The sequence below is a fragment of the Synechococcus sp. PCC 6312 genome (assembly GCF_000316685.1).
GTDB lineage: Bacteria > Cyanobacteriota > Cyanobacteriia > Thermosynechococcales > Thermosynechococcaceae > Pseudocalidococcus.
The window spans coordinates 3,105,031-3,129,064 of record NC_019680.1 but is presented as its reverse complement, the minus strand read 5'-3'; the positions used below and the strand labels follow the sequence as shown (position 1 = coordinate 3,129,064).

Here is a 24,034-nt window from a genome sequence, read left to right as displayed (position 1 = left end):
ATCAAATTTTTCGTCCCCGGTAGCGCATTTGATAGCGATAGGCATTTTGTTGGAGGAACAGTCGAATTTCCTCCTTCCGGCCAACTGTAATTAATGTATCTTCTGGCCCCAAGCGATCATCAGGTTTGAGGTGGGTTTGCATCTCATCATTACGATGGCGAAGGGCAATCACTAACATCATTCCCTTGGCCTTAGCTTCCAAATCTTCTAAGGCGAGGCCAACTAGGGGGGAATCAGGTGGTAAGGTAAATTCTTCAATTTCCACTTCTAATTGAGTTAATAATTCAATCAAATGACTGCGTTCAGCCCGTGCTTCTAAAAAGTTTAAAATTGTTGGGCGGGTAATCAGTTGTACCATCCGGTGGGCACTAATGGTGGCCGGTAAAATCACATGATCTGCACCAGCTAGTCGGAGTTTGGCCTCAGTTTCTGGTAAGTCTCCCCGCGCTAAAATTTGCAACTGGGGATTTAAGCCACGGGCTGTAAGGGTAATAAAGACATTACTGGCATCATTGGGTAAAACCGTCGCTAAGGTACTGGCCCGATTGATGCCCACTGCCAATAGTTCAGTTTCATCCATCACATCATCGCCCACATAGGTGAGAAACCCCATTTCTGCGGCAATTTCTAAGTTCGCGACACTGGCATCAATCACCACAAAGGGGATCTGGGCCTGGGCCAACTGCTCGGCTAAACTGCGGCCAAGATAGCCAAAGCCACAGAGGATCACATGATTGTTCAGTTCCGCAAGATCGGCAGGCAAGGTCTCCATTGTTAACTATGCACGCCTCGATAGTGGAGTTTGCTCTTGATGGAAACTTCCCGCACATATTGGGGGGTATCACCGTTATGCCCCAGAACAATCAGCGTATCGCCCAAAATTAAAACCGGATTATGACTAAGTTTGGTCAAGAGTCGTCCATCGGGTCGGCGCACCGCCACAATAATAAAACTCCCCACCCCCCTGACTTCCAGATCATTAATGGCCCGCCCAGTATGGGGACAGTCCGAGGTAATCAATAATTCTTCCAGTTGAATATCAATTTGTCTAAGGAGTTGGTTAATGCCCCCCCGGTCATGGGTTTGTTCGACAAAATTTAAGCCCTTGGGCCGCAAAATTAGGTTGGCCATCTGGGCCGCACCAATGGCAGTGGGCAGGAGGACATGATCAGCTCCGGCTAGGCGCAGCTTCGCTTCAGTACTCGGATATTCGGCCCGAGCAATGATTTGAATGGCCTGGTTAATATTGCGGGCTGTCAGGGTAATAAACACATTCATCGTATCGTTGGGCAAAACTGTTGCCAGGGCTTTGGCCCGTTCAATACCGACAATTTTGAGGGAGTCTTCCTCGGCCGCACTGCCTAAGCTGGCGAGATAGCCCAAACCATCTGCTAAGTTAATCCGCTCGACATCCGTATCTAGAATCACAAAGGGCTGTTGAAGTTCCTTGAGTTGTTTGGCTATGACCTGCCCTAACCGCCCAAACCCACAGATAATGACATGCTGTTGTAGGTTACTGATTTCCCGAGAAGTTCGGTGAATGTCCAGGGCCCGATTAATTTCTCCCTCCGTAAACATCTGCACAACGCCACCAATGGTATAAACCGCTGAAGATGTCCCGGCGACAATCACAAAGATGTTAAATACCCGTTGATAGTTTGCGGTGAGCGGCCTTACTTCTCCATAACCCACCCCAAAAATGGTGATCACATACATATAAACTGCATCAAGGAGTGTCCAACCAAAACTGAGATAGCCGAGAATAGCCACGATCATTGTCAGAAAGAAAAAACTGACCCCAATCATGATCCGTTGGAGAGAACTCAGTTGAAAGTATTTTTTACCAGGCCTGGGCATAGGGGGTGCAAGGGGCAATTAGTGGGACTGAATCAAGTCTTGCCTAGGACTATAGCACTAGGGTTCATATTTGCGAAAAGATTTTCATATCGTCTTTAAGAGCAAGAATCTTTGTGAATTTATTATGTCTTATCTGTTTTGTCTATTATCCCAACTAGAGCTTTAACCTGAACTGAGTGTATGGCATCCCTACTCTTAAATTTGCTACCTAGAAAACACTTCAATTAAAAAGTCATAATTAGAGGTATGTAGAGTAGGGTAGATTGTGGCGTTTCCTATGGCCATCAAGATTGCAGATTTACGGCAGGACTACCGATTGCGGCGATTACTCGAATCTGAAGCCCTCGCGGATCCAATTCACCAATTCCAGGCCTGGTTTGAGGAAGCCGTTCAAGCTGAGTTACCTGAACCCAATGCCATGACCTTAGCAACCGTCACCGCCGGACATACCCCCGCTGCCCGGATGGTTTTGCTTAAGCATGTTGATCAGCAAGGCTTTGTATTTTTCACGAATTATCTCAGTCGCAAAGGCCAAGAACTTGCCGGTAATCCTCACGCTGCGTTGGTTTTTTGGTGGGCAGAATTAGAACGACAAGTCCGCATTGAGGGAGTTGTGAGCCAAATTGCGCCTCAGGAATCCGATCACTATTTCCAAAGTCGCCCGCTTGGGAGTCAGTGGGGGGCCTGGGCTTCTGAGCAAAGTGCACCAATTCAAAGTTATGCTAGCCTTGAAGCCGCCCTACAACAGATTCAAGCTCAGTATCCCCAGCCGCCAATTCCCCGCCCCGATCATTGGGGTGGTTATTGCCTCAGCCCAACCTTAATCGAGTTTTGGCAAGGACGGCCCAATCGGCTCCACGATCGGCTGTGCTATCAACGGCGGGCAGAGACGACCACTTGGGATATCCTCAGACTCTGTCCTTGAACGATAGCTAACTAGCAGATCAGAAAGCGGCCAAACTTAATGTATTGAGTTCTATTCAAAGCATACAGCCCATGGGATTACCCATTAAGGGTTGGCTAGGGGCGGGTTAAAAACATCTGGCTGGCGGAGTTTCTCGGATTTTGATGAGGCGGATTGACCTGGTGTAAATAACGACTGGGCCGAGTATGGAGATATAGGCTCAATCATTGCGGTAGCCGACCCAAGTTCCATCCATCTATCTGATAGGATTGAGGGGCCATAATCCAAAAGAAATGTTAATCTGTACTACGCATCATTATTAAGATTTTGGTACTATTGCTCAATTTAGGATCAGGGCAGATCTAGCCGTGGCTATGTACATATCCCTTGACTGCTATCAAATTCTCGGACTCCCGATCCAGGCCACACCGGATCAACTAGAACAGGCCCATCACGATCGGCAACAGCAACAGCCCCATCATCACTTTTCCACAACGACCCTGAGTACTAGAGAAGAAATCATTACCCAGGCCTATCAAACTCTTCGTAATCCCATTAGTCGGAGCCATTACGATCAAGCAGTGATCAGCTATGCCCAAAGCCTCAAGTCCCAGCCTCAGCCCGAAGAACCACCTCCAGGGATTCAGATCGAAGATAGTCAATTTGCGGGCGCCTTACTGCTGCTTTATGAACTAGGAGCCTATAGTCAGGTTGTGGAACTGGGAGAACCCCATGTTGGCGGGGGCAGATTTGACTTACGCCGACCCTATATGGGATCAGCCCTAGCAGAGTCAGATATTTTGCTAACGGTAGCTCTGTCTTACCTAGAACTGGGCCGAGAACAATGGCAACAGGGACATTATGAGCCAGCCGCCTACTATCTTCAGGGTGGGCTGAATATCCTAGTTTCGGAAAACCAATTTACAGATGTGCAAACCCAACTGAAAACCGAGCTTTATCGGTTGCGTCCCTACCGAGTCTTAGAATTGGTTGCCCACCCAGACATAGAGAGCAATGAGCGGCAGCGGGGGTTAATGCTTCTCAAGGATATGTTGTTGGAGCGGGAGGGAATTGATGGCAATCGCAATGATCACTCCGGCCTGGGTATTGATGACTTCCTCAAATTCATTCAGCAGTTACGGGCCTATTTAAGCACCGCTGAACAACAGGAATTATTTGAGGCAGAAGCACGCCGTCCCTCCGCCGTAGGCACCTATTTAGCCAGTTATGCCCTGATTGCCCGTGGGGTTAGCCAACATCAACCTGCCTTAATTCGCCGGGCCAAGTCCATGCTGAAGCGGCTACTTCCCCATCAAGATGTCTATTTAGAAATTGCCAGTGCGGCCTTGTTACTGGGGCAAACCCATGAAGCTTTGCAAACCCTCAGTTTGACCCAAGATGTTGATGCCCTGAGCTTTATCAAGGACTATTCCCTTAGTTCTCCCGATCTCCTCCCAGGTCTGTATCACTACACGGATCAATGGTTAACGGAGGAGGTTTATCCAGCCTTTCGGGATTTGGTCGGGCAACCTGTGGGCCTGGAGGCCTATTTCGCAGATGATCAAATTCAAGCCTATGCAGATGCCTTAGCCGCAGAAACGGCCACCCGTCCACAGCCAGCAACGGTGACTACAGCCCTTAGCCCCCCTAGCACCGATCCCATCTTTAGTGTTCCACCCTTGCCTGCACCATCTCCAGCAGTTGATCCCCTCACACCCCCAACTGTGACCTCTCCTCCGCTCAAACCCGACTATGCTTGGCCGAGTTTACCCACATTCTCGACAGACTCTGAAACCACACTGAGTCCCTCACCACTTTCAACCCCAACTTCCTCCTTTCCCTCCCTCAGTGCCCCGACTCTCCCCTATGAACCCATAGCTAACCTGCCTAGCAGTCTGACATCTCCCCGCCCTACCCATCATCTCAACCAGCCTGACTTTGCCAGTCCCTCAGATGGGCCACCCCTAGGGCCGGAAGATCGCCCCTCCCCCAATCACAAGGCTGTTCAAATTCTCCCCCAGCCCGCCCAGGCCAGTCCTCGCCGTCTTCGTCATGGCTTACGAATTGCCCAGCCTGGCCGCTTCGCCTCAGTTTGTCTGCTGCTGGGCCTGGGTGTCGTTGGAATTGGGTTTGCTGTCCGGGGCCTGTGGTTAGACAGGAGTAGCCCCCCCATTTTGACCCGTGAAACACCCCCAACTCCCCTGAGTCCTCCCGCCAGTATGAGTCCCAGCCCAAATCCGGTCGCCCTTGACTCTCCTATGAGTGAAGTAACCACATCTCCTACTGCTCCAACCACCAGGCCAGCCCCGATCAATGCTTCAATTCCTAGCCCAAGTAATGAAATTCTGACTACGGAAATGGCCCAGGCCCGGATCGCGGATTGGCAAAAAGCAAAAGCAAGTGCCCTCGGTCAAGAATATAAAATTTCCTACTTAGAAGAAATACTGGCTGAGCCGGCCCTCTCTCGCTGGAAAAGTACGGCCCAAACCAGCCAATTTGAACAGTCCCATTGGCAATTTGAACTTGGCTCCATTGAAATTGATAGCCTCCGTCCCCTAGGGGTTGATCGTTTTGAAGTGATGGCCCGGATTCGAGAGGCAGCCAAACTCTATCAAGGCGACCAACTGCAAACCAAAGAATCCTATGAAGATGACTATCAGGTGCGGTATGTCTTTATTCGCCAAGGCAATACCTGGTTGATTCGCGAAATGAAAGTGGTGTCTTAAGTACTTCCCATCCAGCCCCCACCCAGAATGTCAGATCAAACGTTAGGCTGAAAAGGGAGACTCAGCAATTCCTAGAGATTGGTAATGCCCCACTATTCAACATTTTGGCCCCAACCCGATCTTTCTCAGACTGCCTTTGTTGCCGACACTGCGACTGTCATTGGCCAGATTGAATTGGATACAGGCAGTAGTATCTGGTACGGGGCTGTTCTGCGTGCTGATGTTGAAAGGATTAAAATTGGTGCTCACACTAATGTCCAAGATGGGGCCGTTCTCCACGGTGATCCCGGCCAGCCCACGATATTAGAAGATTATGTGACCGTTGGGCATCGCGCTGTTGTTCATGGAGCCTATATTGAGCGGGGCTGCTTGATTGGGATTGGGGCTATAGTCCTGAATGGCGTGAGGATAGGTGCAGGCAGCATTATTGGAGCCGGGGCAGTGGTGACTCAGAATATTCCAGCCGGTTCTCTAGTGGTTGGTGTTCCCGGAAAAGTAGTCCGAGCCGTTTCAGAAACCGACCAGGCCGAGTTAATTACCCATGCCCAAAAGTACGAAAAACTAGCCCAAGTTCACAATAACCAAGGGACAGATTTAGGGTTTTATCTCACAACCTAAGTTGCCATTGAAAAGAATCAAATTACAAAGGTCGTTCTAGACCGGTATGAAGTTCCAGTAATTGGGCTAAAACGTCCTATGCAGGTTACGACTAGCTGTAGTCTGACTCAATTAAGACTGAAAGATCGGTTAGATAGCATCATCAAGATTGGGAATTGGAGAGGAGCAAGTTAAAACGCGTCTTGCCAGCAGAAATTTTAAGATTTTATGCGTCAGAAGAGCCTTTTTCACTCTAGAGTCCCAGATTGCTCAGGTCGGATCAGGTTAGGGCAACTACCTTTTCATGGCTCTGGTCTTTACGGGCCGATAAAAAGCTGTTTTCTGCCAAGGTTTGCCGATGCCCCAGTTCCCGCAGGACAACAATTTGCCCATTCACCAGGCCTTGGAGGAGTTTTTCTAAAATTTGCCGATCCGCTGGGGTGAGTTCACTGTCCCAAAGAGCCTGGTTCAACTGATACTCCTGGGCAGGGGTCACGAGGCGAGTGGCGAGGATGCGTCTGACTAAGTGGGATAGGGAAAAATTGGCGGGCAAGGTTAACACGGGGGGTAATTCCTCAAATTAAATACCTTTAGTCAAGGGGTGTTTAACATCCATCTTGGCGACTGAGTTTAGTATCGCAACCCCCCAACTTCCAAGCGGTGATCTGATCAAAGGCAGGGTTGTAATCCTGATCACAGGGAACCATTGCCAGGCCCAAATCGACATATCTGCGGTCAGTCTTTGCGTAAAATAGAACATCAGTTCACAATCCTGGCTCCTATGAGTGCTTTTGCCTAGTGAGTAACGAAGCTGACAGTGGGCTTAACGGTTAGAGATTAATTTTTGTGATTTGAGGAGAATCAGCCATGCTTAAACAACGGTTGCACAGCCTAGGATTACTCACGCTTACCTGCATCAGCTTGGGTATTGGCTCAGGCCCGGCCTGGGGAAGTCAGTTTGGGCAAAAGGATGTGGATCAGACGAAATATGCTGTGGTGGCTATGCCCATTGCTCGGGGCGGATACAAACTCCTGGTCGTTGAGCAGGTCAGTAATAAGCGGCCATGTTGGGCTGAAAATGGTGTCCAACCTACTGTCATTGATCCCCTCTTAGCCACCTTTGACTTCACCGGAATTTGCGGTCGCAGCATGGATAGTAATGGCTACTCCATCCGGGTTGAACAACAAGATTTAGGGATGGAATATCGGTTGAGCGTAGAGCAGCAGGAGAATGAACTGTATCTGGTGGGAGTCAGGAATCGGGGTGGGGTAGAAGCCAAAATGGTGATCGGCCGTACCAATGGCCTGGTTCCGGGAGCTTTCCTGAAAATTAATTTAGAACCCAATTGGCGGATCACTCGCCGTACCTTTGAAGAGCGCACCCTTGGCCACGTATATTTCACCTCGGATTCCATACAAGCGGCCTTTACTCCGGCAGCAATCCAAGCTAACCCAGCCCCCCCTGCAACCCCTGTGGTTTCCCAAACAGATGCCCCCGTCAGCCCAAACACCCCTACTCTCCCAAAACCCCAGGCCCCACAACCCATTACCAACTAACCCTGCCTCCCTGGCCGAGCCAACTGACGGAATATGATGGGAACAAGTGGCAAAGGTACAGACATGGTAGTGCGGTTCCAAGATTATGATCCCGGAGAATTCTATGACGAGTGGTTCATTGCCCCAGGCCAGGCCCGTCCTTTAGTTCAGCCCCTGATTGAACGGGTTGAATCTCTGCCCCCTGGGGAAATGACTCGCCGCCAACAAACCGCCCAAACGGCCATGCTCAATCTTGGTGCCACGTTCAATGTCTATGGGGATGATCAGGGGGTTGAGCGGGCCATGCCCTTTGATATTATTCCCCGCGTTGTTTCTGCCACGGATTGGGCTAACTTAGAGCGTGGGCTAAAGCAACGGATCTATGCCTTAAATTGCTTTTTAACCGATGTTTATAGCGAACAGAAGATTATCAAAGACGGGATCATTCCACGGGAGTTGATTGAATCCGCTAAGGGATTTCTGTCTCCCTGCATGGGACTCCTGCCCCCCCAAGGTATTTGGTGTCATGTGACGGGAACCGACCTAGTCCGCGATCGGGCAGGAAAATGGTATGTCCTAGAGGATAATCTTCGGTGTCCCTCAGGGATTTCCTACGTCCTTGAAAACCGGCGGGTGATGAAAAGCACCTTTCCCCTCGTCTTTAAGCAAATGGCCATCCAACCCGTGGATGAATATCCCGGCCATTTATTAGAAACTCTCCTCAACTTAGCCCCAGCCAACCTCCCAGATCCAACGGTGGTGGTTTTAACCCCAGGAATTTATAACTCTGCCTATTTTGAACACTCTTTCTTGGCCCAACAGATGGGTGTCACCCTTGTGGAAGGGAGAGACTTAGTCGTGGCGGATGGATATGTGCAAATGCGGACAACGAAGGGACTCAAACGGGTAGATGTGATCTATCGGCGGATTGATGATGACTTTATTGATCCGGCCACATTTCGACCCGATTCCATGCTGGGAGTGAAAGGCATTACGGAGGTCTATCGGCGGGGACGGGTAGCGTTGGCTAATGCCTTGGGAACTGGTGTGGCCGATGACAAGGTGATCTATGCCTATGTCCCACAAATGATTAAGTACTATCTGGATGAAGAAATTCTCTTGGATAATGTCCCCACCTACCTATGTTGGCAACCCCAAGACCTCAAGTATGTTTTGGAAAATTTAGCTCAATTAGTCGTCAAAGCTGCGAATGAATCCGGTGGCTATGGAATGCTCATTGGCACCCAATCCACCCAGGCCCAACGGGAGGAATTTGCGGCACGGATTACGGCTAACCCCCGGAATTACATTGCTCAGCCGACCTTGGCCCTATCCCGTGTTCCGACCATGATTGGTGGAGAACTCACCGGTTGCCATGTGGATTTACGTCCCTACATTCTCTATGGAGAAGAAATTTATGTGCATCCAGGGGGATTGACGCGGGTAGCGATGCGGAAAGGTTCCTTAGTCGTCAATTCATCCCAAGGGGGTGGGAGTAAAGATACTTGGGTTCTATGTGAGTAATGTTTAGCGGCCGGCCGGACTCATGGCCTGATTTAGCAAATCTACAGAAATCATATTGCACTCTAGAAGTCGGTTAATTAAGGGCGTACCGAGTTTACTGACTAAAATACCTTGGAGGTTAGGGCTGTTTTTGACAGAAATCATCACTTGCCCGAGAAGTGAACTGGGGTCGGGGGGAGTTTGGGGCGTACTGCCAATTTGCTGAATCAGGGTGGCTAAGTCTTGACAGGAGCTAGTGGATATTCTATTAGCGAGGGAATCACTCAGTTGTGTCACCATTGGGGTCAAACTGCTTTCAGAAAATCCGGGTTGGGCCAGGCCTGGGGCGGTGATTCCTAAACTCAGGCCCAAAGCAGTCAAATAACCCAAGTAGGGTAAAGGATAAGCACGCATAGAGAAATGTAGGGAAGAATTTGAGATTGCCCTTATTTTACACATAGCCTAGGGGCTTTCCCGCACTGGCTTCTCGGAGAGTTGGCTCCAGGCCTCTGCTCTAGGTACAGTCTCCAAATTGTCCGGCGGCCGGATGGGCAACTGTCACAGTTTTGCATGGGTCTTAGGGTTTTGGCGTAGAGCATTTGGTTCTAAATTTTACTGCTGTTGACCCAAGATCAAGCTGGTGATTATCCTATGCCTACCTCTGTGCCATTGTCTTTCCCTTTACGCCTGACGTTATCCCCAGCCCTGTTAGGACTAGGTTTAGGATTTGGGCTTTGGACAGTCGTGGTTCCCCAGGCCTGGAGTCAAACTACATTGCCAGGTATCGATCAACGGGTTTCTGGAGAAGCGACCCTGACGTTGCCGGATGGCACAACCTACAAAGGAGAGGTCTTTAACGGTCGTTTTAATGGCCAGGGTGTCTTGAGTATGTCCAATGGAACGCGTTACGAAGGCAATTTCAAGGATGGGAAATATCAAGGCAACGGTATCCTAACCCAGGCCGATGGCACCCGCTATGAAGGGGAATTTGCCGATGGGGCTTATAACGGAAAAGGAGTTTTAACCAACAGCGATGGCAGCCGCTACGAAGGGATGTTTAGCAAAGGGGTTTACAGTGGCCCTGGAATTTTAACCCTTCCCGATGGCACCCGCTATGAGGGTAACTTTGCCGCTGGTGAATTTAATGGCAAAGGGGTGATTAGCTATCCGGGTGGTGTGAGCTATCGCGGGGACTTTAGTAATGGCAAGTTCGAGGGGCCGGGGGTCTTATCCTTGCCCGATGGTTCACGGGTTATCGCCACTTGGCGCAATGGTCAACGTTTGCCTAAATAATTCGGATTCAACGCTTGGGTATGAACAAGTTAGGCCCTATTGGATTAAATTCTCTCAAACCAAGTTGTATTAACTTCTACCGACTCAATCATTTTGAGCTTGACACCAAACCCCAACTCTTTAACTTTGTCGAAGTAAGTCTAATGCTTCTAACCGCTCAGATTGCTCTGCCACGCCATGGGTGAGGTGTTAGCAGACTAATGCACAGAGATCAAAGATCAGCGGATCTACCACCGAATAATAGACATTTACCCCTTGAGGTTTGACGCTGAATAATCCCGGCCTGGGGCGGTCATAATTTCACTAACATTCATTGGCCCAGATTTCAATATACAGAGTACTAGGCGACTGAGTTCAGATAAGACCTTATAGTATTCAGCAACTTGGTTAAGTGCCGTAATCGGGCTAGCCGCGACACCTTGCATTTATAGGCATTTGATTATATGGCATATCCGAATGCGCCGGGACAATTTTGACAACTCGGGGATATAGCTTGCTGCGTCAATGATTGCACTGGCCTGGAGTTGTCCCCTCAAATAATTTTATGAATAAGCAAGGACTAGAATTTGTTGCTTCTTTTAACAAGTGGTTTAAGGTCTTTTGAGTTGAAGATAAGAATAAAAAGAAGTATTACAACTTGCATGGGTCTCAAAGGTTAATGCTAGGATTAAAAGCCGTTATAAAATAATGAGCTTCCCGAACATCCATGGCATCCCTATCCCGGTTATTTAAGCCATATTCCCAACTTTTCAGTAAATTTCGCCTGTTCTTAATCTGCCTAGTCTTACTTCTTATTGGAAGCTCTTGTTGGCTCTTGCCGGCCCTCTCTCAATCGAGTCAATGGCACTCCCTCTCAGGGGTGGTCTGGGGCAAAGATTTACCCGCCTTCAGTTACCCATTTCATCAAACCCCCCTCACCCTCTATGACGGCGGTACCACCAAGCAGGTCGGGACCTATAACTTTCCGGTGAGCAAGGGCATGGCGGGGGTTTACATGACTCTGGAACCAGGCGCAATTCGGGAACTTCACTGGCATGCTAATGCGGCCGAATGGGCCTATGTTATCTCTGGCCGGACTCGGATTACCTTGACGAGTCCCGATGGTAATGTCCAAATTGCGGATGTAGATCAAGGAGGGTTATGGTACTTTCCGCGAGGGTGGGGGCATAGCATTGAGGGCCTGGGGCCTGGGACTGCCAAATTCATTCTGGTCTTTAATGACGGCACATTTTCAGAAGGGGCTACGTTCAGCATTACGGATTGGGTCTCCCATATGCCCATTTCCTGGGTACAAGACGCGCTCGGTTTAACGGCGACCCAAGTTCAAGGCTTACCGAATAAACAAGTCTATATCTCTCGTCGTCCGCCAGCCCCAGGCCCCCTTGCGACTACCCAACCCCGCAATCCCAACATCCCCCGTTTGGAAGTCACTCACGTTCACGACTTAGCGGCCCAACCCTTCTTTGCAGTTGAAGATCAAAATACAATTTTGCTGGCCAGTAATAAGGAGTTTCCAGCTAGTTTCAATATGGCTGGGGGAATTATTCATTTAGAACCGGGAGCTATTCGCCAACCCCACTGGCATCCTAACGCCGATGAATGGCAATACATTCTAGATGGAGAAATGGAACTGACTGTTTTTGCCTCTGAGGGTAAAGCCAGTATCAGCACGCTCAAAACCGGAGATGTGGGTTACATTCCCAAAGGCTATGGCCATGCGCTCCGTAATCCAAGTCATAAACCGATGGATGTGCTGCTAGTCTTTGATGCTGGGGAGTACGAAAGTATTGAACTGACGGGTTGGATTGCTAGTAATCCTGATTCAGTGGTTGGGAATACGTTTCAAGTCCCAGCTAATTTATTGTCACGGTTACCACGGCAGAAAAAACTCTTTGCCAGGCCTGGGAAGTAAAAGAGATTGGACTTACTCTCTTGCGAGATGTGATTTTAGAAGGAACCAAACAACTTATAAAAAATACGATTTTAGGATGTCTCCGACTAAATTTGTCCCTTAGTTCAATTTCCCATCGTTTCCGCAGAGAGTCCGGGCAAATCACCAGTCAGTTTCGCCGCCGTTTCGCCCAATCTTGACACAAGACCAGGCCCACCTCGATTGTTTTTCTAAGGCAACTTCATCGGCCACCAAGGTTCCCTGGGATAATGGTGAACGCAAGGTGAAGCGGGCCGCTTCAAATAGTTTTTTCCGTCGTAATTCGTCATCATCCTGGTTATCCCCTGGTCTGGCCAAGAGAAAAAGTAACCTTGCCCTGGGGATAGGCTTATATTTCTTTAGAGAATCCATTTTCCCAGACTGAAAACTACTGCCCCTTGTCCTCCAGACAGAACCCAGTAGTGCGGACATTTTGGGGAGGTTCAGACTCAGTCACCCAATCCTGGGAAAAATTGATCTGAAATATCTAGACAATCCAGGCCTGGATCATTTATAGTTAATGATTGCGGCCGAAATTAGATACTGAGTCATAACTTAGTCTTAATTTTATGGTTCAAGTCTAGGCTGCCCCTCTCTTCAAGCACGGTTAGTCTCTACTATTTTGATGGTTTTCGCCTCCCGTGTTTGGAAATAGCTTGATCACATAACTTTGGTCTCTAGGGCCTGGTTAACCGCCACCCTACCAAGTTGGCTCCGCAAAACAGACTCCTTAGACGCTTCCAGGTTCAAATTCCTTGGAAATGCCTATTCCTGTCTAAAAATTGCACCTGTGGTCATGAGTCGGGTAAACGGTAGCTGATAGAACGAGGTAAGGACAGTGGCCATTGGCATTTTAGGGACAAAACTGGGGATGACCCAAATATTTGATGACAGCGGCAAAGCCGTGCCAATCACGGTTGTCCAAGCTGGCCCCTGCCCTGTTACCCAAATTAAAACTAAAGCCACCGATGGTTACACCGCGATTCAATTGGGCTATGGCGAAACCAAGGAAAAAGCCCTCAGTAAACCAGAAATGGGGCATTTGTCCAAAAGTGAGTCGAATCCCCTCCGCCATCTCCAAGAGTATCGTCTCGAGGATGTTAGCTCTTATCAACTGGGGCAACCCATCACCGTGGATATTTTTGAAGCTGGAAAATTGGTGGATGTGGTTGGTACAAGCATCGGACGTGGTTTTGCGGGTTATCAAAAACGTCACAACTTCAAACGGGGGCCAATGGCACATGGTTCTAAAAACCACCGCCTTCCGGGTTCAACTGGGGCCGGTACAACCCCCGGTCGCGTCTATCCCGGCAAGCGGATGGCAGGGCAACTGGGGAACTGCCGAGTTACCGTTCGCAAACTCCAAATTGTTCGAGTTGATGCTGAACGTAATCTCTTGTTAATCAAAGGGGCCTTACCTGGCAAACCTGGAGCTTTAGTTAACATCCTTCCCGCTACTATCGTTGGACAGAAATAGGCAGGCAGAATAATGGTTTCATGTGTTGTTAAAGACTGGCAAGGTACTTCAGCGGGAGCGGCAGAACTGGAACTAGCCGTAGCCAAAGAAACCACCGCAAGCCACATTCTCCATCGAGCAGTCGTACGGCAGCTAGCCAATGCCCGCCAAGGAACTGTCTCGACCAAAACCAGGGCCGAGGTTAGTGGGGGTGGTCGCAAGCCCTGGAAGCAAAAAGGGACAGGTCGGGCCAGGGCAGGCTCAAATCGTTCTCCCCTCTGGCGCGGGGGTGGTGTCATTTTTGGTCCAAAACCGCGGGACTACTCCCAAAAAATGAATCGGAAAGAGCGGCGGTTGGCCCTACGCACGGCCTTAATGAGTCGCAGTGAGGCTTTAATTGTCGTCCAAGATTTTGCCGAACAACTGCCTCGCCCCAAGACCAAAGAACTGATCAATGCCCTTACACGATGGGGTGTTGAGACCGGGAGCAAGGTTCTCCTCATTACTGCGGAGCGGCAGGAAAACATTTATCTTTCTGCCCGCAATGTCCCCCGTTTGAAACTGATTGCTGCGGATCAACTTAATGTTTTTGATCTGCTCCATGCCGACAGTATTGTGGCCACCAGTGAAGCCATCGCCAAAATTCAGGAGGTTTATGGTGAGTAGAATTAACAACCCTCGCTCATTAGCAGATCTGGTTCGCCGCCCAATTGTCACGGAAAAGGCCACCATTGCCCTCGAAAACAATCAATACACCTTTGATGTAGATCCACGGGCCAACAAAATTCAAATCAAAGATGCCATTGAAGAGCTTTTTTCAGTCAAGGTAACAGCGGTTAATACCTATAACCCTCCCAAGAAAGCACGGCGTGTGGGTAAATTTGCTGGCTTTCGGCCTCAGTACAAGCGCGCCATTGTTACCTTAGCCGCTGGCGACACCATTACCCTCTTCCCCGACGTTTAGGAGCGTAACAATTCATGGGCATTCGAGCTTACCGACCCTATACTCCCAGTACTCGCCAAAAGTCTGTCTCTGATTTTGCTGAAATTACGACAGACTCGCCGGAGAAGTCTCTAACGGGTAGCAAACATCGCAAAAAAGGGCGCAATAACCGGGGGGTTATTACCAGCCGGCGGCGGGGTGGTGGCCACAAACGTCGCTATCGGGATGTGGACTTTCGCCGGAATAAAGTGGACGTCCCCGGCAAGGTGGCGACAGTGGAATATGACCCCAACCGGAATGCCCGGATTGCCTTAATTAACTATGAAGATGGAGAAAAACGTTACATCCTCCATCCTCGCAACTTGACCCCTGGCACCAAAATTATTGCCAGTGCTGAAGCCCCCATCGAGATTGGTAACGCCATGCCCTTAGGCAAAATTCCTTTGGGAACTTCTGTCCATAACGTGGAAATCACCCCAGGCCGGGGGGCGCAGATGGTACGGGCGGCCGGGGCCATGGCCCAAGTGGTTGCGAAGGAAGGGGATATGGTGACGCTGAAGTTGCCCTCAGGGGAAGTGCGCCTATTCCGGAAAGAATGCTTTGCCACCATTGGTCAGGTTGGGAATGTCGATCACAGCAACCTCAGCATGGGGAAAGCGGGCCGGAATCGTTGGAAAGGCCGTCGTCCCAAGGTTCGCGGTTCAGTAATGAATCCGGTGGATCACCCCCATGGTGGTGGTGAAGGGCGTGCCCCCATTGGTCGCAGTGGCCCCGTCACTCCTTGGGGTAAACCCACTCTCGGTTATAAGACCCGCAAAAAGAAAAAACTCAGCAATGCTTTAATTGTCCGGCGGCGGCGGAAGTCCTCGAAACGGGGTCGCGGTGGGCGGCAATCCTAACGGATGGTAACGATGACACAGGGAAATGCTTAGGGAGTAAAGATTATGGGACGTTCACTCAAAAAAGGGCCATTTGTTGCCGACCATCTCTTGCGGAAAGTCGAGGCTCTCAATGCTCGCAATGATAAGCAAGTGATTAAAACCTGGTCACGGGCCTCCACGATTTTGCCGGAGATGATTGGTCACACAATTGCGGTTCATAACGGCCGTCAACATGTTCCCGTTTTTGTCACCGAGCAAATGGTCGGTCATAAATTGGGTGAATTTGCCCCAACCCGCACCTTCCGCAGCCATGTCAAAGGCGATAAAAAAGCCCGTTACTAATGCCCTCCAGATTTGCAAGGAATTGAGTCCCAGAGATAACTACTATGGCAACACCAACCATCACTAGAATTGGCAGCAAGGCGACAGCCCGGTATGTGCGGATGTCTCCCCATAAAGTCCGGCGGGTCTTAGACCAATTGCGGGGTCGCTCCTATCGGGAAGCCCTGATTATCTTGCGGTTTATGCCGTACCGGGCCTGTGATCCGATCACTAAGGTTTTACGCTCGGCGGCGGCCAACTCTGAGCATAATCAGGGGATCAATCCGGCTGACTTGATTGTTTACGAAGCTTTCGCCGATCAAGGTCCTAGCTTGAAACGGTTCAGGCCACGGGCGCAGGGGCGGGCTTATCAAATCCGTAAACCAACTTGCCACATCACCATTTCTGTGGCCGAAGCAAAGTCTGAAGAGTAATTCATCTTAGGTATTGAGTAGGTAATAAATCGTGGGACAAAAAATCAACCCTATTGGCTTTCGCCTCGGCATTACTCAGGATCACCGCTCTCGTTGGTATGCGGATGCGAGTCGCTATCCCGAACTTCTCCAAGAGGATCACCGTATTCGCCAGTACATTGAAAAAACCTTAGCGGGTGCGAGTATTGCCGATGTGCGAATCGAACGCAAAGCAGATCAAGTAGAGTTGCAGGTCCGTACCGCCCGGCCTGGTGTAGTTGTTGGTAAGGGTGGGGCTGGAATTGAAAATCTGCGTTTGAGCCTAAAAAAACTCTTACCCCCAGGCCGCAGCGTCAAGGTCAATGTGGTAGAGGTCACTCGGGTTGATGCCGAAGCGGGCTTACTAGCTGAGTATATTACCCAGCAGTTGGAACGGCGTGTGGCGTTTCGGCGGGCGGTTCGGCAAGCGATTCAACGGGCCCAGCGTGCAGGTGTGGAGGGGATCAAAATCCAAGTTGCGGGTCGCCTGAACGGGGCAGAAATTGCTCGGACGGAATGGACTCGGGAGGGGCGCGTTCCTTTGCACACCCTACGGGCCGATATTGACTACGCCTATCGGACGGCCAAGACGATTTACGGAATCCTCGGGGTAAAAGTTTGGATATTCAAAGGTGAAGTCCTCCCTGGCCAGCAGCCCGACCCCGATTTCGGACGGGAACAACCCCGTCAACGTCCCCCACGGCAACGACGTAACTTTGAAGATCGTTCTTCCCGTAATGAATCTTAAGGTCTCCTCCAGAATATTTAACCGTCAAGGATTGGAATCATGTTAAGTCCTAAGCGTACTAAATTTCGCAAGCAACAACGGGGTCGGATGGCAGGCCTGGCAACTCGGGGCAGTGATATCAGCTTCGGTAAATTTGCCTTGCAAGCCCTCGAGCCGGCCTGGATTACCTCTCGCCAAATCGAAGCTGGACGGCGCGCTATGACGCGCTACATCCGCCGGGGGGGCAAAATTTGGATTCGCGTTTTCCCCGATAAGCCAGTCACAATGAGAGCTGCAGAAACTCGGATGGGTTCCGGTAAAGGCTCTCCTGAGTTCTGGGTAGCGGTGGTTAAACCCGGCCGGATCATGTACGAAATTGATGGGGTTCCGGAAGCAACGGCTCGAGAAGCTATGCGCCTAGCAGCCTTCAAAATGCCGATTAAAACCCGCTTTATTGTTCGCCCAGAGGTGGAGGCTTAAGAGATGGCACTAACTAAAATGTCAGAATTTGTGGATTTAAGTGACCAATCCCTAGATGAAAAAATTGCAGAAATAAAAAAGCAACTCTTTGATCTGCGGTTTGCCCAGGCCACCCGTCGGGAAGTCAAGCCCCACCAGTATAAACACTTGCGTCATACTCTGGCCCAACTCATGACCCTCGAACGTCAGCGGCAACTGGGTATCACTCATTCCAGCACAGGAGAAGGTTAATCATGGCAGTTAAAGAACGGGTTGGCGTTGTTGTCAGCGACAAAATGGAAAAAACTGTTGTGGTAGCGGTGGAAAATCGCTCCTCTCACCCCAAGTACGGCAAAATCGTGGTCAAAACCAACCGCTATAAAGCCCACGACGAAGAAAACCGCTGCAAAGTGGGTGATCGAGTCCGTATTCAAGAAACTCGTCCCTTAAGCCGTACTAAGCGGTGGACGGTGATCGAGATCCTGACAGCGACAATATCGGCTTAGGAGACAGTCATGATTCAACAGGAAACCTATCTCAACGTGGCGGACAACAGCGGGGCGAAAAAACTCCTCTGTATCCGTGTTCTTGGTGGTGGTAACCGTCGCTATGGCAGCGTCGGGGATGTAATTATCGCAACGGTTAAAGATGCCACACCTAACATGGCCGTCAAAAAATCTGATGTCGTCCGAGCCGTCATTGTCCGAACCCGCAAAACTATTCGTCGTGACAGTGGCATGAGTATTCGTTTTGATGATAATGCTGCTGTCTTAATCAATGCAGAAGGCAACCCCCGGGGAACTCGGGTGTTTGGCCCAGTTGCTCGGGAACTGCGGGATAAAAACTTTACTAAAATCGTTTCTCTGGCTCCGGAGGTACTCTAAATGGCTACGACAAAACCACCGATCCGTTATCGGATGCATGTCAAAAAAGGGGATACCGTTCAAGTCATTGCCGGTGACGACAAGGCTAAGGTCGGAGAAGTGCTAGCAGTTTTCCCTAAGAAAAGCCAAGTCGTTGTCAAGGGTGTAAACATTAAAACCAAGCATGTCAAACCCCAACAAGAAGGTGAAGCAGGACAGATTGTCAACAAAGAATTTCCCATCCACAGTTCTAACGTCATGCTCTACTCCAACAAGCAGAACGTGGCCAGTCGGATTTGTTATACCTATACCGAAGCTGGCAAGAAGGTACGGATGCTAAAGAAAACCGGGGAAATTATTGATTAGTCTTTTGATTGAAATCTAAGTCTCTGACCCAGCCCAGAGCCTATAAGGAGAGCCAGCTATGAGTTCACGCATGAAAACCCTATATCAAGAAACTGCTGTCCCCCAACTTCAGCAGCAATTTAAGTACAGCAATGTTCATCAAGTTCCCAAAGTGGTCAAAGTAACGGTCAACCGGGGCCTGGGGGAAGCCGCTCAAAACGCCAAATCCCTAGAAGCAACCCTAGCCGAAGTTGCCAGAATTACGGGGCAAAAGCCGGTTGTAACTCGGGCTAAAAAAGCAATTGCTGGCTTTAAGATTCGTCAAGGTATGCCGGTTGGCGTGATGGTTACACTGCGTGCTGATCGGATGTACGCCTTTTTAGATCGGCTGATAAACTTGGCTTTACCTCGAATTCGTGACTTTCGAGGCATCAATCCCAAAAGCTTTGACGGCCGCGGTAACTTTACTCTCGGACTGCGGGAGCAACTCATCTTCCCAGAAGTTAATTATGACGATATCGATCAGATTCGCGGGATGGACATCTCGATCATCACTACCGCTAAAACTGATGAGGAAGGGAGAGCCTTACTTAAGGCGTTGGGTATGCCCTTTCGTGAGAATTAATCACCCCCAGGAGGTCAGAATCTTTTAGGAGTACCTATGGCAGTAAACGACACCATCAGCGATATGCTTACCCGGATCCGCAACGCGAACCTGGCCCGGCATCAAACGACAACTATCCCCGCCACTCGGATGACCCGTAACATTGCTCAAGTCCTCAAGGCTGAAGGCTTTATAGAAGACTTCAAAGTCGAAGGGGAAGGAATCAAACAACAACTTGTGGTTGGACTCAAGTACCGTGGTAAGCAGCGGCAACCGATCATCACAGCCCTAAAACGAGTCAGCAAACCAGGCCTGCGTGTTTATGCTAACCGTCAGGAACTGCCCCGGGTTTTAGGTGGGATTGGCATTGCCATTATCTCTACTTCTAGCGGGATTATGACCGACCGAGAGGCTCGGAAGCAGGGCATCGGCGGTGAAGTCCTTTGTTATGTCTGGTAAACCTGGGAGTTAATTTATGTCTCGTATTGGTAAACGGCCCATTCCTCTCCCCGACAAGGTCTCACTGGCATTAGCTGGGCAAGAGGTAACGGTCAAAGGCCCTAAAGGTCAACTTAGCCGTGTGTTACCTGCTGAAGTTGAGGTCTTACAAGAGGGCAGCACAATTCTTGTCAGTCGCCGCAATGAATCTCGGCCAGCTCGTCAGCGTCATGGTCTGTGTCGCACCCTAGTCGCTAATATGGTCGAGGGAGTTGCCCAAGGCTTTAGTAAGCGCTTAGAAATTCAAGGGATTGGTTACCGGGCCAACCTTCAAGGGACAAAGCTGGTCTTAAGTGTTGGCTACAGTCACCCGGTGGAGATTGATCCCCCAACTGGCATTACCTTTGAGTTAGAAGACAACCAAGGTAAAAAAGTCACCCAAGGTACTCTGATCTTGGTGTCGGGTATTGACAAAGAGCAAGTCGGCAACTTGGCCGCCCAAATCCGAGCTGTGCGCCCTCCTGAACCCTACAAGGGCAAAGGAATTCGCTATGCCGGTGAAGCAGTTCGTCGTAAGGTCGGGAAGACAGGGAAAAAATAGATGAAACAGTCACGCACAGAAGCAACCCAAAGTCGGCATCGGCGGATTCGGCGCAAAGTTTCTGGAACAGCCGCCCGTCCGCGTTTAGCTGTTTTTCGTTCTCATCAGCATATTTATGCTCAAGTGATTGACGATAATCAACAGCACACTCTTGTTGCTGCTTCTACGGTTGAACCTGAACTCAAGGAACAATTTAGTCATGGTCGGAGTTGTCAAGCGGCGGTGGCCGTAGGCCAATCCCTCGCCAAACGGGCTTTAGCTGCTGGTATTAAGGAAGTCGTATTTGATCGGGGTGGCAATCTGTATCACGGACGGGTTCAGGCCCTAGCGGATGCAGCAAGGGAAGCAGGTCTGGAATTTTAGAGGATAAGTTGATGGCAAGTCGTCGCAAAGGTTCACGCAAAGCAGAGAAAGAAACAGACTGGCAAGAGCGGGTTGTCCAAATTCGCCGTGTCTCTAAGGTCGTTAAAGGCGGTAAAAAGCTTAGTTTCCGAGCCATTGTTGTTGTTGGCAATGAACGGGGACAAGTTGGTGTGGGCGTGGGTAAAGCCGCTGATGTGATTGGGGCTGTCAAGAAAGGCGTGGCCGATGGTAAAAAGCACCTAGTAGAAATTCCAATTACTAAAGCCAATTCAATTCCCCACCCAACAACGGGGGAAGGGGGTGCAGCCCGTGTTTTGATTCGCCCAGCAGCCCCAGGAACAGGGGTAATTGCCGGTGGGGCCGTTCGTACTGTTTTAGAATTGGCTGGGGTGCGGAACGTGCTTGCCAAACAACTCGGCTCCAGCAACCCTCTCAATAATGCCCGGGCTGCGATTGAAGCCTTAGCATCCCTGCGGACTTTGGCAGAAGTTGCTGAAGAGCGGGAAATTTCCATCCAACAACTCTATAGCCAATAACTTCGAGGAAAATCAACCATGCGACTTACGGATATTCAACCGCAAGCTGGCTCTCGGAAACGGGGCAGACGAATTGGGCGGGGAATTGCAGCTGGACAAGGGGCTAGCGGGGGCTTTGGCATGCGGGGGCAAAAATCTCGCTCCGGACGGCCGACTCGCCCAGGTTTTGAAGGGGGGCAAAATCCTCTCTATCGGCGGGTTCCAAAACTGAAGCACTTTACGGTTGTCAATCGCCAGTCCTACACTACAATCAATGTCGGTCGCCTGAATGATTTAGCTGCTAACAGTGTGATCACCCTTGATTCCCTAATGGAAGTTGGGATTGTCACTACCAACGACGGCCCCCTCAAGCTTTTGGGAGACGGTGAATTGTCTGTAGCCCTCCAGGTCACAGCGGCAGCCTTTACTCAATCTGCTCAGGCCAAGATCGAGCAAGCAGGTGGTTCTTGTACGGTGACTGGATAATCCAAAGCAAAGCAAGTTAGGTGCAGAGGTATCAGGTATGGTTGTCAGTCGCGGTAAAACGCCATCAGCCCAAGAAACATTCATGCAAATGGCCCAGGCCGCAGGATTACGCAGTCGGGTCTTAGTCACATTAGGACTGTTAATTCTAGTCAGACTAGGAATTTATTTACCTGTTCCTGGCATTGATCGCCAAGTCTTTGCGGCGGCGGTTCAAAATAATTCTGTCATCCGCTTTTTAGATATTTTTTCTGGGGGTGGTATCTCAGCTTTAGGTATTTTTGCCCTGGGGATTCTGCCCTATATCAATGCTTCGATCATCATGCAGTTGATGACTGCGGCTTTACCATCCTTAGAGCGATTACAAAAGGATGAAGGGGAAGCCGGACGGCGAAAAATTTCCCAAATCACCCGCTACGTGGCCTTGGGTTGGGCCATCATTCAAAGCACGGGGATTGCCATTTTTGTTAACTCCATTCCAGGCGCAGCCCTGACACCAGGTTCTCTATTCTTAGCGGAAACGGCCTTAGCCCTAACGGCTGGTTCCATGTTTGTGATGTGGGTTTCGGAATTAATCACCGAACGTGGCATTGGTAACGGGGCTTCCTTGCTGATTTTCTTGAGCATTGTTGCTTACCTCCCCAGTTCTGTGGGACAAACCATTGCCTTGGCTGAAAGTGGGGGCAGCATTGGCGGAATTATTGTACTGGCCCTTGTCTTTCTGGTCATGATTGTCGGGATTGTTTTTGTTCAGGAAGGCACACGCCGGATTCCGATTGTTTCTGCCCGGCGACAAGTCGGACGGCGATTGTACCGCGAGCAAACTAGCTATTTACCCCTGCGCCTGAATCAAGGTGGGGTGATGCCGATTATTTTTGCTTCGGCAATGTTGATTTTACCCTCCACTCTGGCTCAATTTAGTCAAAATGCCGTTGTTGCCCAAGTTGCCGCCTATCTTTCTCCCGGGGGGCCAACGCCTTGGGTCTATGTCATGTTCTATCTGGTTTTAATCCTTTTCTTTAGTTACTTCTACGCCTCCCTAGTGGTGAATCCCGTGGATATGTCCCAAAACTTGAAAAAAATGGGTGCCAGTATTCCGGGAATTCGCCCCGGAAAAGCCACATCAGATTACATCGAAAAAGTCTTAAATCGCTTGACATTGCTGGGGGCTATTTTCTTAGGGCTAGTGGCCATTGTGCCAACGGCTGTCGAAAGTGCAACGCGGGTGACAACCTTCCAAGGCCTGGGGGCAACCTCTTTGCTGATCTTGGTGGGTGTGGCTATTGATACGGCTAAACAGATTCAAACCTATGTGATCTCCCAACGCTATGAAGGGATGGTGAAACAGTAATGCGGTTGATTTTGTTTGGCGGTCCAGGTTCCGGGAAGGGAACACAGGCAGCTTTTTTAGTGGATCACTTCCATATTCCTCATATCTCCACAGGGGACATTCTTCGAGCCGAGCGGGCTAAAAAGAGTGAACTTGGTCAGCAGGCCCAAGTCTATATGGACAGCGGCCAACTGGTTCCCGATCAACTGGTGGTTGATATGGTGGAAAAACGCTTGGCCCAGGCGGATGCTCAGTCGGGTTGGCTCTTGGATGGATTCCCCCGTAATGCCAACCAGGCCAAGGTTTTGGAAGAGATGCTTCAACGCACCAAGCAAGGCTATGACTATCTCTTATTCCTGGAAGTCCAGCCGGAGATTCTCAGCCAGCGCCTCCTCGGTCGTCAGCGTCAGGACGACGATCCGAAGGTCATTCAGGATCGTTTACGGGTCTATGCCGAAGAAACCTTGCCGATGATTCTCAGCTATCAGGATCATCCAAGGTTTGTCCGCATTGATGGTATGGAATCCATTGCAACCGTATCAACGGCAATTAAAACAGCGATAACCTCATGATCATCAAAAGGAGCTTGCTTGTCTAAACAGGATGCGATTGAAATTGAAGGCACGGTGACTGAGTCTTTACCCAATGCCATGTTTCGGGTGGACTTAGATAACGGGTTTAATGTCTTAGCCCATATTTCCGGCAAAATTCGTCGTAACTATATCAAAATTCTCCCCGGTGACCGAGTCAAGGTGGAACTCACCCCCTATGACCTCACAAAAGGGCGAATTACCTATCGTTTACGGAAAAAATAATTGGAATTGGGTTCACTGTTGATCAGAATATTGCTGCTGTGTTGGCAGGTAGCCGCCCAATTCCCAAAAACTCTTGATATGACCTGTAATCT

33 protein-coding genes are annotated in these 24,034 nt (G+C 49.9%); 28 read left to right on the top strand and 5 right to left on the bottom strand.

Annotation, left to right across the window (positions count from 1 at the left end; all coding sequences use genetic code 11):
• Position 1 precedes the first annotated feature (1 nt).
• Together SYN6312_RS15230 and SYN6312_RS15225 are read right to left on the bottom strand one after the other, a co-directional pair.
• Complete coding sequence (locus SYN6312_RS15230; protein ID WP_015125792.1) at positions 2–772, bottom strand: TrkA family potassium uptake protein; 771 nt, start codon at positions 770–772, stop codon at positions 2–4.
• 2 nt (positions 773–774) lie between these two features.
• Complete coding sequence (locus SYN6312_RS15225) at positions 775–1,857, bottom strand: TrkA family potassium uptake protein (RefSeq protein WP_015125791.1); 1,083 nt, start codon at positions 1,855–1,857, stop codon at positions 775–777.
• Between the two features lie 277 nt (positions 1,858–2,134).
• Between SYN6312_RS15225 and pdxH the strand changes: the two genes are divergently transcribed.
• The 3 genes from pdxH to SYN6312_RS15210 all read left to right on the top strand — a co-directional run bounded on the left by pdxH (position 2,135) and on the right by SYN6312_RS15210 (position 6,105).
• On the top strand, positions 2,135–2,782 hold the full coding sequence (pdxH, locus tag SYN6312_RS15220) for a pyridoxamine 5'-phosphate oxidase (protein ID WP_015125790.1): 648 nt from the start codon (positions 2,135–2,137) through the stop codon (positions 2,780–2,782).
• Positions 2,783–3,135: 353 nt separating this feature from the next.
• Positions 3,136–5,487: an IMS domain-containing protein gene (locus SYN6312_RS18475; protein WP_015125789.1), complete on the top strand. Its 2,352-nt coding sequence runs from the start codon at positions 3,136–3,138 to the stop codon at positions 5,485–5,487.
• A gap of 84 nt (positions 5,488–5,571) precedes the next feature.
• Complete coding sequence (locus tag SYN6312_RS15210; RefSeq protein ID WP_015125788.1) at positions 5,572–6,105, top strand: gamma carbonic anhydrase family protein; 534 nt, start codon at positions 5,572–5,574, stop codon at positions 6,103–6,105.
• 259 nt (positions 6,106–6,364) lie between these two features.
• On the opposite strand, the gene SYN6312_RS15205 is transcribed toward SYN6312_RS15210, so the two are convergent.
• A complete protein-coding gene (locus tag SYN6312_RS15205) occupies positions 6,365–6,646 on the bottom strand; it encodes a hypothetical protein (RefSeq protein WP_015125787.1) in 282 nt (93 codons plus the stop codon).
• A 305-nt stretch (positions 6,647–6,951) separates the two neighbouring features.
• Here SYN6312_RS15205 and SYN6312_RS15195 point away from each other — a divergent pair, with 305 nt between their 5' ends.
• Together SYN6312_RS15195 and SYN6312_RS15190 are read left to right on the top strand one after the other, a co-directional pair.
• The gene (locus SYN6312_RS15195) at positions 6,952–7,641 is read left to right on the top strand and encodes a DUF3747 domain-containing protein (RefSeq protein WP_015125786.1); all 690 of its coding nucleotides are present in this window, start codon (positions 6,952–6,954) and stop codon (positions 7,639–7,641) included.
• A 69-nt stretch (positions 7,642–7,710) separates the two neighbouring features.
• Positions 7,711–9,144 (top strand): circularly permuted type 2 ATP-grasp protein, encoded by a 1,434-nt coding sequence (locus SYN6312_RS15190; RefSeq protein ID WP_041431656.1) that lies wholly within the window; start codon positions 7,711–7,713, stop codon positions 9,142–9,144.
• 3 nt (positions 9,145–9,147) lie between these two features.
• Here the strand turns inward: SYN6312_RS15190 and SYN6312_RS15185 are convergent, their stop codons facing one another.
• A complete protein-coding gene (locus SYN6312_RS15185) occupies positions 9,148–9,537 on the bottom strand; it encodes a hypothetical protein (protein ID WP_015125784.1) in 390 nt (129 codons plus the stop codon).
• Positions 9,538–9,774: 237 nt separating this feature from the next.
• Between SYN6312_RS15185 and SYN6312_RS15180 the strand changes: the two genes are divergently transcribed.
• On the top strand, positions 9,775–10,416 hold the full coding sequence (locus SYN6312_RS15180; RefSeq protein ID WP_015125783.1) for an MORN repeat-containing protein: 642 nt from the start codon (positions 9,775–9,777) through the stop codon (positions 10,414–10,416).
• Between the two features lie 814 nt (positions 10,417–11,230).
• Entirely contained in the window at positions 11,231–12,328 is a 1,098-nt protein-coding gene (locus tag SYN6312_RS15175) for a cupin domain-containing protein (RefSeq protein WP_253276371.1), read from the top strand.
• Positions 12,329–12,469: 141 nt separating this feature from the next.
• Here the strand turns inward: SYN6312_RS15175 and SYN6312_RS15170 are convergent, their stop codons facing one another.
• On the bottom strand, positions 12,470–12,664 hold the full coding sequence (locus SYN6312_RS15170; RefSeq protein WP_015125780.1) for a hypothetical protein: 195 nt from the start codon (positions 12,662–12,664) through the stop codon (positions 12,470–12,472).
• A 520-nt stretch (positions 12,665–13,184) separates the two neighbouring features.
• Here SYN6312_RS15170 and rplC point away from each other — a divergent pair.
• Genes rplC through infA form a run of 21 tightly spaced genes read left to right on the top strand, consistent with a single transcriptional unit; the run spans position 13,185 to position 23,942 of the window.
• On the top strand, positions 13,185–13,823 hold the full coding sequence (rplC, locus tag SYN6312_RS15165; protein ID WP_015125779.1) for a 50S ribosomal protein L3: 639 nt from the start codon (positions 13,185–13,187) through the stop codon (positions 13,821–13,823).
• 12 nt (positions 13,824–13,835) lie between these two features.
• Positions 13,836–14,468: a 50S ribosomal protein L4 gene (gene rplD, locus SYN6312_RS15160; RefSeq protein WP_015125778.1), complete on the top strand. Its 633-nt coding sequence runs from the start codon at positions 13,836–13,838 to the stop codon at positions 14,466–14,468.
• Positions 14,458–14,766, top strand: a complete 309-nt coding sequence (locus SYN6312_RS15155; protein ID WP_015125777.1) for a 50S ribosomal protein L23 — start codon at positions 14,458–14,460, stop codon at positions 14,764–14,766. The genes rplD and SYN6312_RS15155 overlap by 11 nt, the downstream gene beginning before the upstream one ends.
• Before the next feature lie 14 nt (positions 14,767–14,780).
• Positions 14,781–15,644, top strand: a complete 864-nt coding sequence (gene rplB, locus SYN6312_RS15150) for a 50S ribosomal protein L2 (RefSeq protein WP_015125776.1) — start codon at positions 14,781–14,783, stop codon at positions 15,642–15,644.
• 45 nt (positions 15,645–15,689) lie between these two features.
• Positions 15,690–15,968: a 30S ribosomal protein S19 gene (rpsS, locus tag SYN6312_RS15145; protein ID WP_015125775.1), complete on the top strand. Its 279-nt coding sequence runs from the start codon at positions 15,690–15,692 to the stop codon at positions 15,966–15,968.
• A gap of 44 nt (positions 15,969–16,012) precedes the next feature.
• Positions 16,013–16,381, top strand: a complete 369-nt coding sequence (gene rplV, locus SYN6312_RS15140) for a 50S ribosomal protein L22 (protein WP_015125774.1) — start codon at positions 16,013–16,015, stop codon at positions 16,379–16,381.
• A gap of 31 nt (positions 16,382–16,412) precedes the next feature.
• Positions 16,413–17,147: a 30S ribosomal protein S3 gene (gene rpsC, locus SYN6312_RS15135; protein ID WP_015125773.1), complete on the top strand. Its 735-nt coding sequence runs from the start codon at positions 16,413–16,415 to the stop codon at positions 17,145–17,147.
• A 39-nt stretch (positions 17,148–17,186) separates the two neighbouring features.
• Complete coding sequence (gene rplP, locus SYN6312_RS15130; protein WP_015125772.1) at positions 17,187–17,606, top strand: 50S ribosomal protein L16; 420 nt, start codon at positions 17,187–17,189, stop codon at positions 17,604–17,606.
• Positions 17,607–17,609: 3 nt separating this feature from the next.
• Positions 17,610–17,837, top strand: a complete 228-nt coding sequence (gene rpmC, locus SYN6312_RS15125) for a 50S ribosomal protein L29 (RefSeq protein ID WP_015125771.1) — start codon at positions 17,610–17,612, stop codon at positions 17,835–17,837.
• A gap of 2 nt (positions 17,838–17,839) precedes the next feature.
• Positions 17,840–18,091, top strand: a complete 252-nt coding sequence (gene rpsQ / locus SYN6312_RS15120; RefSeq protein ID WP_015125770.1) for a 30S ribosomal protein S17 — start codon at positions 17,840–17,842, stop codon at positions 18,089–18,091.
• Positions 18,092–18,100: 9 nt separating this feature from the next.
• Positions 18,101–18,469, top strand: a complete 369-nt coding sequence (gene rplN / locus SYN6312_RS15115) for a 50S ribosomal protein L14 (protein WP_015125769.1) — start codon at positions 18,101–18,103, stop codon at positions 18,467–18,469.
• Positions 18,470–18,814, top strand: a complete 345-nt coding sequence (gene rplX / locus SYN6312_RS15110; protein ID WP_015125768.1) for a 50S ribosomal protein L24 — start codon at positions 18,470–18,472, stop codon at positions 18,812–18,814.
• Positions 18,815–18,872: 58 nt separating this feature from the next.
• A complete protein-coding gene (rplE, locus tag SYN6312_RS15105) occupies positions 18,873–19,418 on the top strand; it encodes a 50S ribosomal protein L5 (protein ID WP_015125767.1) in 546 nt (181 codons plus the stop codon).
• A gap of 36 nt (positions 19,419–19,454) precedes the next feature.
• Complete coding sequence (gene rpsH, locus SYN6312_RS15100; RefSeq protein ID WP_015125766.1) at positions 19,455–19,856, top strand: 30S ribosomal protein S8; 402 nt, start codon at positions 19,455–19,457, stop codon at positions 19,854–19,856.
• Positions 19,857–19,872: 16 nt separating this feature from the next.
• Entirely contained in the window at positions 19,873–20,436 is a 564-nt protein-coding gene (gene rplF / locus SYN6312_RS15095; protein WP_015125765.1) for a 50S ribosomal protein L6, read from the top strand.
• On the top strand, positions 20,437–20,799 hold the full coding sequence (gene rplR / locus SYN6312_RS15090; protein WP_015125764.1) for a 50S ribosomal protein L18: 363 nt from the start codon (positions 20,437–20,439) through the stop codon (positions 20,797–20,799).
• A gap of 11 nt (positions 20,800–20,810) precedes the next feature.
• Entirely contained in the window at positions 20,811–21,335 is a 525-nt protein-coding gene (gene rpsE / locus SYN6312_RS15085) for a 30S ribosomal protein S5 (RefSeq protein WP_015125763.1), read from the top strand.
• 18 nt (positions 21,336–21,353) lie between these two features.
• Entirely contained in the window at positions 21,354–21,800 is a 447-nt protein-coding gene (rplO, locus tag SYN6312_RS15080) for a 50S ribosomal protein L15 (RefSeq protein ID WP_015125762.1), read from the top strand.
• Between the two features lie 37 nt (positions 21,801–21,837).
• Positions 21,838–23,148: a preprotein translocase subunit SecY gene (gene secY / locus SYN6312_RS15075; RefSeq protein ID WP_015125761.1), complete on the top strand. Its 1,311-nt coding sequence runs from the start codon at positions 21,838–21,840 to the stop codon at positions 23,146–23,148.
• Complete coding sequence (locus SYN6312_RS15070) at positions 23,148–23,699, top strand: adenylate kinase (RefSeq protein ID WP_015125760.1); 552 nt, start codon at positions 23,148–23,150, stop codon at positions 23,697–23,699. The genes secY and SYN6312_RS15070 overlap by 1 nt, the downstream gene beginning before the upstream one ends.
• A gap of 18 nt (positions 23,700–23,717) precedes the next feature.
• Positions 23,718–23,942: a translation initiation factor IF-1 gene (gene infA, locus SYN6312_RS15065; RefSeq protein WP_011055956.1), complete on the top strand. Its 225-nt coding sequence runs from the start codon at positions 23,718–23,720 to the stop codon at positions 23,940–23,942.
• The last annotated feature ends 92 nt before the right edge of the window (positions 23,943–24,034 follow it).

Bases quoted from the DNA above. Each gene is read 5' to 3' on its own strand.
- SYN6312_RS15230 (WP_015125792.1), bottom strand. From the start codon at position 772: ATGGAGACCTTGCCTGCCGATCTTGCGGAACTGAACAATCATGTGATC.
- SYN6312_RS15225 (WP_015125791.1), bottom strand. From the start codon at position 1,857: ATGCCCAGGCCTGGTAAAAAATACTTTCAACTGAGTTCTCTCCAACGG.
- pdxH (WP_015125790.1), top strand. From the start codon at position 2,135: ATGGCCATCAAGATTGCAGATTTACGGCAGGACTACCGATTGCGGCGA.
- SYN6312_RS18475 (WP_015125789.1), top strand. From the start codon at position 3,136: ATGTACATATCCCTTGACTGCTATCAAATTCTCGGACTCCCGATCCAG.
- SYN6312_RS15210 (WP_015125788.1), top strand. From the start codon at position 5,572: ATGCCCCACTATTCAACATTTTGGCCCCAACCCGATCTTTCTCAGACT.
- SYN6312_RS15195 (WP_015125786.1), top strand. From the start codon at position 6,952: ATGCTTAAACAACGGTTGCACAGCCTAGGATTACTCACGCTTACCTGC.
- SYN6312_RS15185 (WP_015125784.1), bottom strand. From the start codon at position 9,537: ATGCGTGCTTATCCTTTACCCTACTTGGGTTATTTGACTGCTTTGGGC.
- SYN6312_RS15180 (WP_015125783.1), top strand. From the start codon at position 9,775: ATGCCTACCTCTGTGCCATTGTCTTTCCCTTTACGCCTGACGTTATCC.
- rplD (WP_015125778.1), top strand. From the start codon at position 13,836: ATGGTTTCATGTGTTGTTAAAGACTGGCAAGGTACTTCAGCGGGAGCG.
- SYN6312_RS15155 (WP_015125777.1), top strand. From the start codon at position 14,458: ATGGTGAGTAGAATTAACAACCCTCGCTCATTAGCAGATCTGGTTCGC.
- rplB (WP_015125776.1), top strand. From the start codon at position 14,781: ATGGGCATTCGAGCTTACCGACCCTATACTCCCAGTACTCGCCAAAAG.
- rpsS (WP_015125775.1), top strand. From the start codon at position 15,690: ATGGGACGTTCACTCAAAAAAGGGCCATTTGTTGCCGACCATCTCTTG.
- rplV (WP_015125774.1), top strand. From the start codon at position 16,013: ATGGCAACACCAACCATCACTAGAATTGGCAGCAAGGCGACAGCCCGG.
- rplP (WP_015125772.1), top strand. From the start codon at position 17,187: ATGTTAAGTCCTAAGCGTACTAAATTTCGCAAGCAACAACGGGGTCGG.
- rpmC (WP_015125771.1), top strand. From the start codon at position 17,610: ATGGCACTAACTAAAATGTCAGAATTTGTGGATTTAAGTGACCAATCC.
- rpsQ (WP_015125770.1), top strand. From the start codon at position 17,840: ATGGCAGTTAAAGAACGGGTTGGCGTTGTTGTCAGCGACAAAATGGAA.
- rplN (WP_015125769.1), top strand. From the start codon at position 18,101: ATGATTCAACAGGAAACCTATCTCAACGTGGCGGACAACAGCGGGGCG.
- rplX (WP_015125768.1), top strand. From the start codon at position 18,470: ATGGCTACGACAAAACCACCGATCCGTTATCGGATGCATGTCAAAAAA.
- rplE (WP_015125767.1), top strand. From the start codon at position 18,873: ATGAGTTCACGCATGAAAACCCTATATCAAGAAACTGCTGTCCCCCAA.
- rpsH (WP_015125766.1), top strand. From the start codon at position 19,455: ATGGCAGTAAACGACACCATCAGCGATATGCTTACCCGGATCCGCAAC.
- rplF (WP_015125765.1), top strand. From the start codon at position 19,873: ATGTCTCGTATTGGTAAACGGCCCATTCCTCTCCCCGACAAGGTCTCA.
- rplR (WP_015125764.1), top strand. From the start codon at position 20,437: ATGAAACAGTCACGCACAGAAGCAACCCAAAGTCGGCATCGGCGGATT.
- rpsE (WP_015125763.1), top strand. From the start codon at position 20,811: ATGGCAAGTCGTCGCAAAGGTTCACGCAAAGCAGAGAAAGAAACAGAC.
- rplO (WP_015125762.1), top strand. From the start codon at position 21,354: ATGCGACTTACGGATATTCAACCGCAAGCTGGCTCTCGGAAACGGGGC.
- secY (WP_015125761.1), top strand. From the start codon at position 21,838: ATGGTTGTCAGTCGCGGTAAAACGCCATCAGCCCAAGAAACATTCATG.
- SYN6312_RS15070 (WP_015125760.1), top strand. From the start codon at position 23,148: ATGCGGTTGATTTTGTTTGGCGGTCCAGGTTCCGGGAAGGGAACACAG.